General features: G+C 64.6%; 7 protein-coding genes and 1 pseudogene. 2 read left to right on the top strand and 6 right to left on the bottom strand.

What is annotated here, in order from left to right; all coding sequences use genetic code 11:
* Window positions 1–101 (bottom strand): annotated as a pseudogene (locus tag ACHWRX_RS13160) (integration host factor subunit beta); the annotation flags it as partial.
* Window positions 102–339: 238 nt separating this feature from the next.
* Between ACHWRX_RS13160 and ACHWRX_RS13155 the strand changes: the two are divergent.
* Both ACHWRX_RS13155 and ACHWRX_RS13150 read left to right on the top strand, forming a co-directional pair.
* Window positions 340–1,995 carry a peptide MFS transporter gene (locus tag ACHWRX_RS13155; protein ID WP_394659530.1) on the top strand — a complete coding sequence of 552 codons (1,656 nt, stop codon included), beginning with the start codon at window positions 340–342 and terminating at the stop codon, window positions 1,993–1,995.
* Window positions 1,996–2,068: 73 nt separating this feature from the next.
* Window positions 2,069–2,521 carry a DUF3429 domain-containing protein gene (locus tag ACHWRX_RS13150; protein ID WP_183615673.1) on the top strand — a complete coding sequence of 151 codons (453 nt, stop codon included), beginning with the start codon at window positions 2,069–2,071 and terminating at the stop codon, window positions 2,519–2,521.
* 61 nt (window positions 2,522–2,582) lie between these two features.
* On the opposite strand, the gene dxs is transcribed toward ACHWRX_RS13150, so the two are convergent.
* The 5 genes from dxs to purH all read right to left on the bottom strand — a co-directional run.
* A complete protein-coding gene (gene dxs, locus ACHWRX_RS13145; RefSeq protein WP_288487596.1) occupies window positions 2,583–4,505 on the bottom strand; it encodes a 1-deoxy-D-xylulose-5-phosphate synthase in 1,923 nt (640 codons plus the stop codon).
* A 124-nt stretch (window positions 4,506–4,629) separates the two neighbouring features.
* Window positions 4,630–5,088 (bottom strand): Fur family transcriptional regulator, encoded by a 459-nt coding sequence (locus ACHWRX_RS13140; RefSeq protein WP_183615675.1) that lies wholly within the window; start codon window positions 5,086–5,088, stop codon window positions 4,630–4,632.
* A 44-nt stretch (window positions 5,089–5,132) separates the two neighbouring features.
* Window positions 5,133–5,804, bottom strand: coding sequence for a peptide-methionine (S)-S-oxide reductase MsrA (gene msrA, locus ACHWRX_RS13135; protein WP_394659529.1), 672 nt, complete (start codon window positions 5,802–5,804; stop codon window positions 5,133–5,135).
* Window positions 5,805–5,812: 8 nt separating this feature from the next.
* On the bottom strand, window positions 5,813–5,974 hold the full coding sequence (locus ACHWRX_RS13130; protein WP_183615955.1) for a hypothetical protein: 162 nt from the start codon (window positions 5,972–5,974) through the stop codon (window positions 5,813–5,815).
* A 140-nt stretch (window positions 5,975–6,114) separates the two neighbouring features.
* Window positions 6,115–7,227 (bottom strand): bifunctional phosphoribosylaminoimidazolecarboxamide formyltransferase/IMP cyclohydrolase (purH, locus tag ACHWRX_RS13125; protein ID WP_394659528.1); only part of this gene is annotated, 1,113 nt, incomplete at its 5' end.

The following is a 7,227-nucleotide window of genomic DNA, read 5'->3' as shown; positions in this document are numbered from 1 at the left end:
CCGATCTCGTCAAAGAAAGTATCGAGCGCACGCTCCACGTCGTCGAGCCGCAGCTCGGGATTTTCCTTCGCCAACGCTTGCAGCAACTCAGACCTGATCATGTGGCCCCCATCTTCAGTGTCCCGATAGGCTGAGACACTGTTCCTACCATATGTTGAAGTGCCACTATTTCGGATTTTCCGCAACGAAAGATGACTTTTGTACAGTAATTTTGCTTTTTGTGCCGCGCAAGTACGGGGCACCCCCCTGCCGTGGGTATGCATCATGGCGCTTTGCTTGGACTTCTGCGGACGCTAGCGTGTGCCGCTTGGGTCATGGGCAAAACAACAAGGATACCGCATGAAAAGCATGGGGAGCTGGAACGAGGGTGACTGGATCGCGGCGATCGCCGCGGTTGCGCTCTTTGCGGTGCTGGTGATCGGTGGTGTCATCTCCACCCGCAAGAGCGAGGAGTTCGCCGGGCATCCCCGTGGCCTGTTCGTGCTGTTCTATGCCGAAATGTGGGAACGTTTTTCCTACTACGGCATGCGCGCGCTGCTGGTTCTGTACCTGACGCAGTTCTGGCTGTTCAGCGACGGCAAGGCCAACCTGATGTACGGCGGCTATAACAGTCTGGTCTACATCACCCCGGTTCTGGGCGGATATCTGGCGGATCGCTACCTGGGTCAGCGCAAGGCCGTGGTGTTCGGCGGCGTGATCCTGGCGCTGGGCCACCTTTGCATGGCGTACGAAGGCATGCAGGGCGTGACCGACCCGTTGGTCAAGCAGGCGGACCCGGCGATCAACGTGTTCTGGCTGGCACTGGCCCTGATCGTGGTCGGCTCCGGCTTCTTGAAGGCCAACATCTCGGTGATCGCGGGCCAGCTTTATCGGATGACCGATCCGCGCCGCGATGCCGCGTACACCATCTTCTACATGGGCGTGAACACCGGCGCGGCGCTGGGCACGATCCTGGTGGGGTACCTGGGGCAGACGCTGGGCTGGTCCTGGGGCTTCGGCCTGGCCGGCATCGGCATGGTGCTGGGCCTGATCATCTTCATGCTGGGCAAGCCGGCGCTGAAAGGACAGGGCGAGCCGCCCAAGGCGCTGCCCACCAATCGTGAGTGGAGCCTCTATGCCGTGGGCGTGGCTTCTGTCGGCGTGATCTGGCTGCTGGTGCAATACCAGGGCGCGATCCAGAATCTGCTGATCGTATCGGGCGTGGCGATGCTGCTTTATACGCTTTACGAGGCGTTCAAGCTGCCCAAGGAACCGCGCGAGCGGATGTTCGCGATCCTGTTTCTGGTGGCGCTGAACCCGGTGTTCTGGGGCTTGTTCGAGCAGGCAGGCGGCAGTCTCAACCTTTATACGGACAAGTACGTGGATCGTGGCGGCGTGCCGACCAGCTTGTTCCAGTCGATCAACCCGATCTACATCATCATGCTGGGGCCGATCTTCGCCGGGCTGTGGCAATGGCTGGGGCGCAAGGGCATCGAGCCGTCAGCGCCCGCCAAGTTCGGCTTCGCGCTCGTGCAGGTGGGCCTCTCGTTCCTGGTCTTCGTCTGGGGCGCGCAGAGCGTGGGCATGGCGGCGCTGACGCCGGTGATCTTCGTGTTCCTGGTCTATCTGCTGCAGACCACGGGCGAGCTTTGTCTATCCCCGGTGGGCCTGTCCGCCATGACGCGCCTTTCGCCGGCGCACCTGGGCAGCTTCATCATGGGCGCGTGGTTCTACATGACCGCGGTCGGCCAGTTCGTGGCCGGCAAGATCGGCGAGGCGACCGGCGGTGAAAGCGGCGAGATGAGCAAGGAACTGACGTTGGCGATCTATTCCAAGATCGGCTGGGTCACGATCGGCGTCGCGGTGGTGGTGCTGGTGCTCTCGCGGATCGTGAAGCGCTGGATGCATGTCGAGACCTTGGACGATGGCGATCCGGGTGATGACTTGCGCGGCCTGCCGCAGGCGGGGCTGGAAGCGCAGGAAGCGGGAATGCATCCCGCCGTGCGGCCACGCTGAAGATTTGCGTCACCGCTCCTGCCTTCGCGGGCAGGGCGGTGAACCTGCCGCCCGCTCGCGCATTGCTGCGAGTGTGACCCAACCGCGAACCGATACGCCGGCCCATACGCCATGGCTCAGCCTTGTCCTGGGATACGGACCCACCACCGTTATCCTGGTTGCGGGCATCCTGGCGCTGCTGGGCATCCCCTGGGCCATGACGCTGGGCTGCCTGTGGGCTTCCGCGATCCTGATCTTCCTGGCGGGCGTGGTGCGCGGGCTGAGCTTCTTTACCGCCGGAGGTCCGCGCGCTTCTCAGATCGTGGTGTTCGGCGTGCGCTTCTGGAGCGGGCTGATCGCGCTGGTGCTGCCCCCGATCCTGGCCCTGCCGTTACTGGCGGTGGGCTATCTCTCGTCGCTGATCTACGATCCGTTCGCGGCGCGATCCGGCGCGGCCCCGCGCTACTTCGAGAAGCTGCGACCACCGCAGATGGTAATCGCGGTGGGGGGTTTGGTGCTGCTGTTCGTGGCGGCGTTGCGCGCCTAGCCAGTCCACCGGGGCTCGCGAGCCAGACCGTCCCGGAGCAAGTCCGGGACGATGATGGAGCTCAGGCCCGTGCTTCGGCCACGCCGGTGCTGTTATGGCGCAGCGCCTTGAGCACGGTATCGACGATCTGCGGCGCGTTCAGGCCAGCCTCGTCATACTGGTTCTCGGGCTTGTCATGATCCTGGAACACGTCGGGCAGGCGCATGGTGCGGATCTTGAGGCCCGAATCGGTCAGGCCCTCGTCACTCGCCATGGTGAGGACGTGGGCGCCCAGGCCTCCGATCGAGCCTTCTTCCACCGTCACGATGACTTCGTGGCTGATCATCAGCTTGCGGATCAGGTCGGTGTCTAGCGGCTTGGCAAAGCGCAGATCGGCAACGGTGGTGGATAGCCCCTTGGCCTCCAGCAAGTCAGCGGCTTTGAGCGCTTCGGCCAGGCGGGTGCCGAGCGAGAGCAGCGCCACCTTCGTGCCTTCGCGCACCAGGCGGCCCTTGCCGATTTCCAGCAACTGCGGCGTTTCCGGCAGATCGACGCCCACACCGTTGCCGCGCGGGTAACGAAAAGCGATCGGCCCGGCGTCATATTCGGCGGCGGTGTGGACCATGTGAACCAGTTCCGCCTCGTCCGCCGCCGCCATCACCACCAGGTTGGGCAGCGTGGCCAGGTACGTCACGTCAAACGAACCGGCGTGCGTCGCGCCGTCTGCACCGACCAGGCCGGCGCGATCGATGGCGAAGCGCACGGGAAGGTTCTGGATCGCGACGTCGTGCACCACCTGGTCGAACGCGCGCTGCAGGAAGGTGGAATAGATCGCACAGAACGGGCGCATCCCTTGCGCGGCGAGGCCGGCGGCGAAAGTGACGGCGTGCTGTTCGGCGATACCCACGTCGAAAGAGCGATCGGGAAAGGTCTGCGCGAACTTGTCGAGCCCGGTGCCGCCAGGCATTGCCGCGGTGATCGCACAGATGCGGCTGTCTTTCTCGGCCTCGGCCAGCAGGGCCTTGGCAAAGACATTGGTGTAGCTGGGCGGGCCGCCCGCGCTTTTCACCTGCTCGCCGGTGATCACATCGAACTTCTGGACGGCGTGCAGCTTGTCAGCCGCCGCTTCGGCCAGCGCGTACCCCTTGCCCTTCTGGGTGACGACATGGATCAGGATCGGGCCGGCGGCGGCATCGCGCACGTTCTCCAGCACCGGAACCAGGGCGTCCAAGTCATGCCCATCGATCGGGCCGACATAGTAGAAGCCCAGCTCCTCGAACAAGGTGCCGCCCATCGCCATGCCGCGCGCGAACTCGTCGGTCTTGCGGGCGGCGTTGTGCAGCGGGCGGGGCAGCTTGCGGGCAAACTTGCGCGCCAGTTCGCGCAGGCCCAGGAATTGGCCGGAACTGACCAGCCGCGCGAGATAAGCGGAAAGCCCCCCCACCGGCGGCGCGATCGACATGTCATTGTCGTTCAGGATCACGACCAGGCGATTGCCCGCATCGCGCGCGTTGTTCATCGCCTCGTAGGCCATGCCCGCGCTCATCGCGCCGTCACCGATCACCGCGATGCCGCGCCCCGGTGCCCCGGTCAGCTTGTTGGCAATCGCAAAGCCGAGCGCGGCCGAGATCGAGGTGGAGCTGTGCGCCGTGCCGAACGGATCGTACTCGCTCTCGGAACGCTTGGTGAAGCCGGACAGGCCGCCACCCTGGCGCAAAGTGCGTATGCGGTCCCGCCGGCCGGTCAGGATCTTGTGCGGGTAGGCCTGGTGGCCCACGTCCCAGATAAGGCGATCGTCCGGCGTATTGAACACATAGTGCAAGGCCACCGTCAGCTCGACCACGCCGAGGCCCGAACCGAAGTGCCCGCCGGTCTGCCCCACGGCGCTGATCATCTCCGTGCGCAGTTCGTCCGCCAGCTGGCGCAGCTGGGTCGGCTTCAGTTTGCGCAAGTCGTCAGGAGTGTTGACGGTATCGAGGAGAGGGGTTGCCGGGTCGGCTGTCATGAAAGGGTTCTACACACGCATTGTTATTCTGTCGAACAGGACAACAAGCATTATGAGCGTCATGCCCTGAATGACAGGAAAAACCGCAAGGTACAGTATTCCTCACCGGGCATGTGCCCCGCCGTCAGTTGCAGGACGCGCAGATCCCGCGCAATTCCACCACGGGGCGCACGTCGGCAAACCCAGCGTCCTTTGCGGCGCCGATCAGCGAACCGGTCAGCCGATCATCGTCGATGTGGACCGCGTTTCCGCACGAATCGCAGATAAGGAAGATGCAGTCATGCCGGCAGCCCGGGTGGCTGTTGGCGATATAGGCGTTGGCGCTTTCCACGCGGCGGGCCAGATTGGTGCGCACGAACAAATCCAGGATGCGATAGACGCTGTTGGGCGCCACGCGCTTGCCGCGCTGGCCGGATACCCTTTCGGCCAGATCATAGGCGGAGGCGGGACGCTCGCACGAGGCCAGCGCATCGAACACGTCTGCGCGCATGTCGGTCCATTGTTCGCCCGCATCGACCAGCGCGTTGCGTGCGGCGGATACCAGGTTGTCACCTGAATGTTCGTGATGGGAATGCCCGGGCATGAAGCCGATATGGCCCTGCCAACGCGCGGGCGCAACGGTCGCGCTCAGTTGCGCGTGAAGCCCGGCTTGTAGAGGGCAGGGTAGGTGGCTTTCAGTGCCGCCACCTTGGGGGCGTCCCACCGCACGATATAGCCATGATCGGGATTGCGCAGCGCGAAATCCTGATGGTGCGATTCTGCCGGGAAGAAGCCGCGATACGGCTCGATCCGGGTTACGATCGGGCGCGACCATAGCTTTGCCTGGCCCAGCTGCTGGACATACGCCTTGGCGACCCGCGCCTGTTCGGGATTAAGCGGCATCAGCGCGGTGCGATATTGGCTGCCCGTGTCCGGCCCCTGGCGATTGAGCAGGGTAGGATCGGCGATCACCGAAAAGTAGATGCGCAAAAGCTGATCGTAACGGACCACCTTCGGGTCCCAGGTGACACGAACCGCTTCGGCATGGCCGGTGTCACCACCGCTGACCACATCGTACTGTGCGGTCTGCCGCGTGCCGCCGGAGTAGCCGGAAACGGCGCTCGTCACGCCCTTCACATGGCTGAAAACCGCTTCCACGCCCCAAAAACAGCCACCGGCGAAAATGGCGGTCTCACGCGGGCCCACGTCGTTGGACTGAACTTTAGCCGCCGGAGCGGCAACCGCCTGCTCTGCCTGTGCGGCCTGGGTGCAGGCGCTGAAAGCGGCAAGTAGCGGGAGCAGGGCGGCCAAGCGGCGCATCGTGCGGCTCAGTTAGCCTGCGCGGCTTGCGCGGCGGGAACGATGCCGTTCGCGATGTCGACCGCAGAACCGATGCCCAGCGTGCCCAGCACGAGGACCGCGCCGCCGGCAAAGCCAAGCATGAAAAAGCGCGCGAATTCGGTTTTCAAAAAACTCATTTCAACGTCCAATCGTAAACTCTCGTTCCGCCGTCGATGGGCGGTATGGATGTAAGGCGCTTGCCCTGTCCTGAACGGTGCCTTCAAACGGCCTTAATCTGGATGAGCGCGCGCTGACGAATGCCAAACGGTCCATCCCGGATCGCGGGCGATCAATGGCGGAAGTGGCGCATCCCGGTGAAGACCATGGCAAGGCCGGCATCGTCGGCGGCCTTGATCACTTCGTCATCGCGAATAGAGCCGCCCGGCTGGATCACCGCGGTCGCGCCCGCTTCGGCCGCGGCCAGCAGGCCATCGGCGAAGGGGAAGAACGCATCGGAAGCCACCGCACTGCCCATGGTGCGCGGGGTTGCCCAGCCATAAGTCTGCGCGGCTTCGGCAGCCTTCATCGCGGCGATCCGCGACGAATCGCGGCGGTTCATCTGGCCTGCGCCGATGCCGGCGGTCACGCCATCCTTGGCATAGACGATCGCGTTGGACTTGACGTGGCGGGCCACCGTCCAGGCGAAGAGGCAGTCCTTCAGTTCCTGCTCGGTGGGCGCGCGCTGGGTCACCACCTTCAGGTCCGCCGCGTTGATCGCGCCATTGTCACGGTCCTGAACCAGGATCCCGCCCGCGATCAGCGCCAGGGTCTGGCCGGCGCGGCGCGGATCGGGCAGCCCTTGCGTCAGCAGCAGGCGCAGGTTCTTCTTTTTGGCGAAGACCGCGCGCGCGGCCTCATCGGCTCCCGGGGCGACCACCACTTCGGTGAAGATCTGGCAGATCGCCTCTGCGGTGGGGCCATCCAGCGTGCGGTTCACGGCAACGATGCCGCCGAACGCGGACACGCTGTCACACTGCAAGGCGCCGTTCCACGCGTCCAGCAGCGATCCGGCTTGCGCCACGCAGCACGGATTGGCGTGCTTGACGATCACGACCGCCGGGGCCTGATCGCGGAACTCAGCCACCAATTCCAGCGCGGCGTTAGCGTCGTTATAGTTGTTGTAGGACAATTCCTTGCCCTGCACCTGCTCCGCCTGCGGCAGACCCTGCACGTGCGCGCCGGCGGGGAGGTAGAGCGCTGCGTCCTGATGCGGATTCTCGCCGTAACGCAGCGATCCCGCTAGTACGCGCGTCATGCTGATGCGCGGGGGGAACTTCTCGCCCTGATCAACACCAGCGAACCACTGGCCGATCGCCGAATCGTAGGCGGCGGTGGCGGCGAAGGCGCGGGCGGCCAGCTTCTTGCGGAACGCCAGGTCCGTCGCGCCATCGTTGGCGTCCAG

It is taken from the genome of uncultured Novosphingobium sp. (assembly GCF_964277725.1).
Classification (GTDB): Bacteria; Pseudomonadota; Alphaproteobacteria; order Sphingomonadales; family Sphingomonadaceae; genus Novosphingobium; species Novosphingobium fluoreni.
The sequence above is the reverse complement of the archived record's forward strand: the minus strand, read 5'-3'. Positions and strand labels throughout refer to the sequence as shown.

Coding starts and splice junctions, on each gene's coding strand:
- ACHWRX_RS13155 (WP_394659530.1), top strand. CDS start 340: ATGAAAAGCATGGGGAGCTGGAACGAGGGTGACTGGATCGCGGCGATC.
- dxs (WP_288487596.1), bottom strand. CDS start 4,505: ATGACAGCCGACCCGGCAACCCCTCTCCTCGATACCGTCAACACTCCT.
- ACHWRX_RS13140 (WP_183615675.1), bottom strand. CDS start 5,088: ATGCCCGGGCATTCCCATCACGAACATTCAGGTGACAACCTGGTATCC.
- msrA (WP_394659529.1), bottom strand. CDS start 5,804: ATGCGCCGCTTGGCCGCCCTGCTCCCGCTACTTGCCGCTTTCAGCGCC.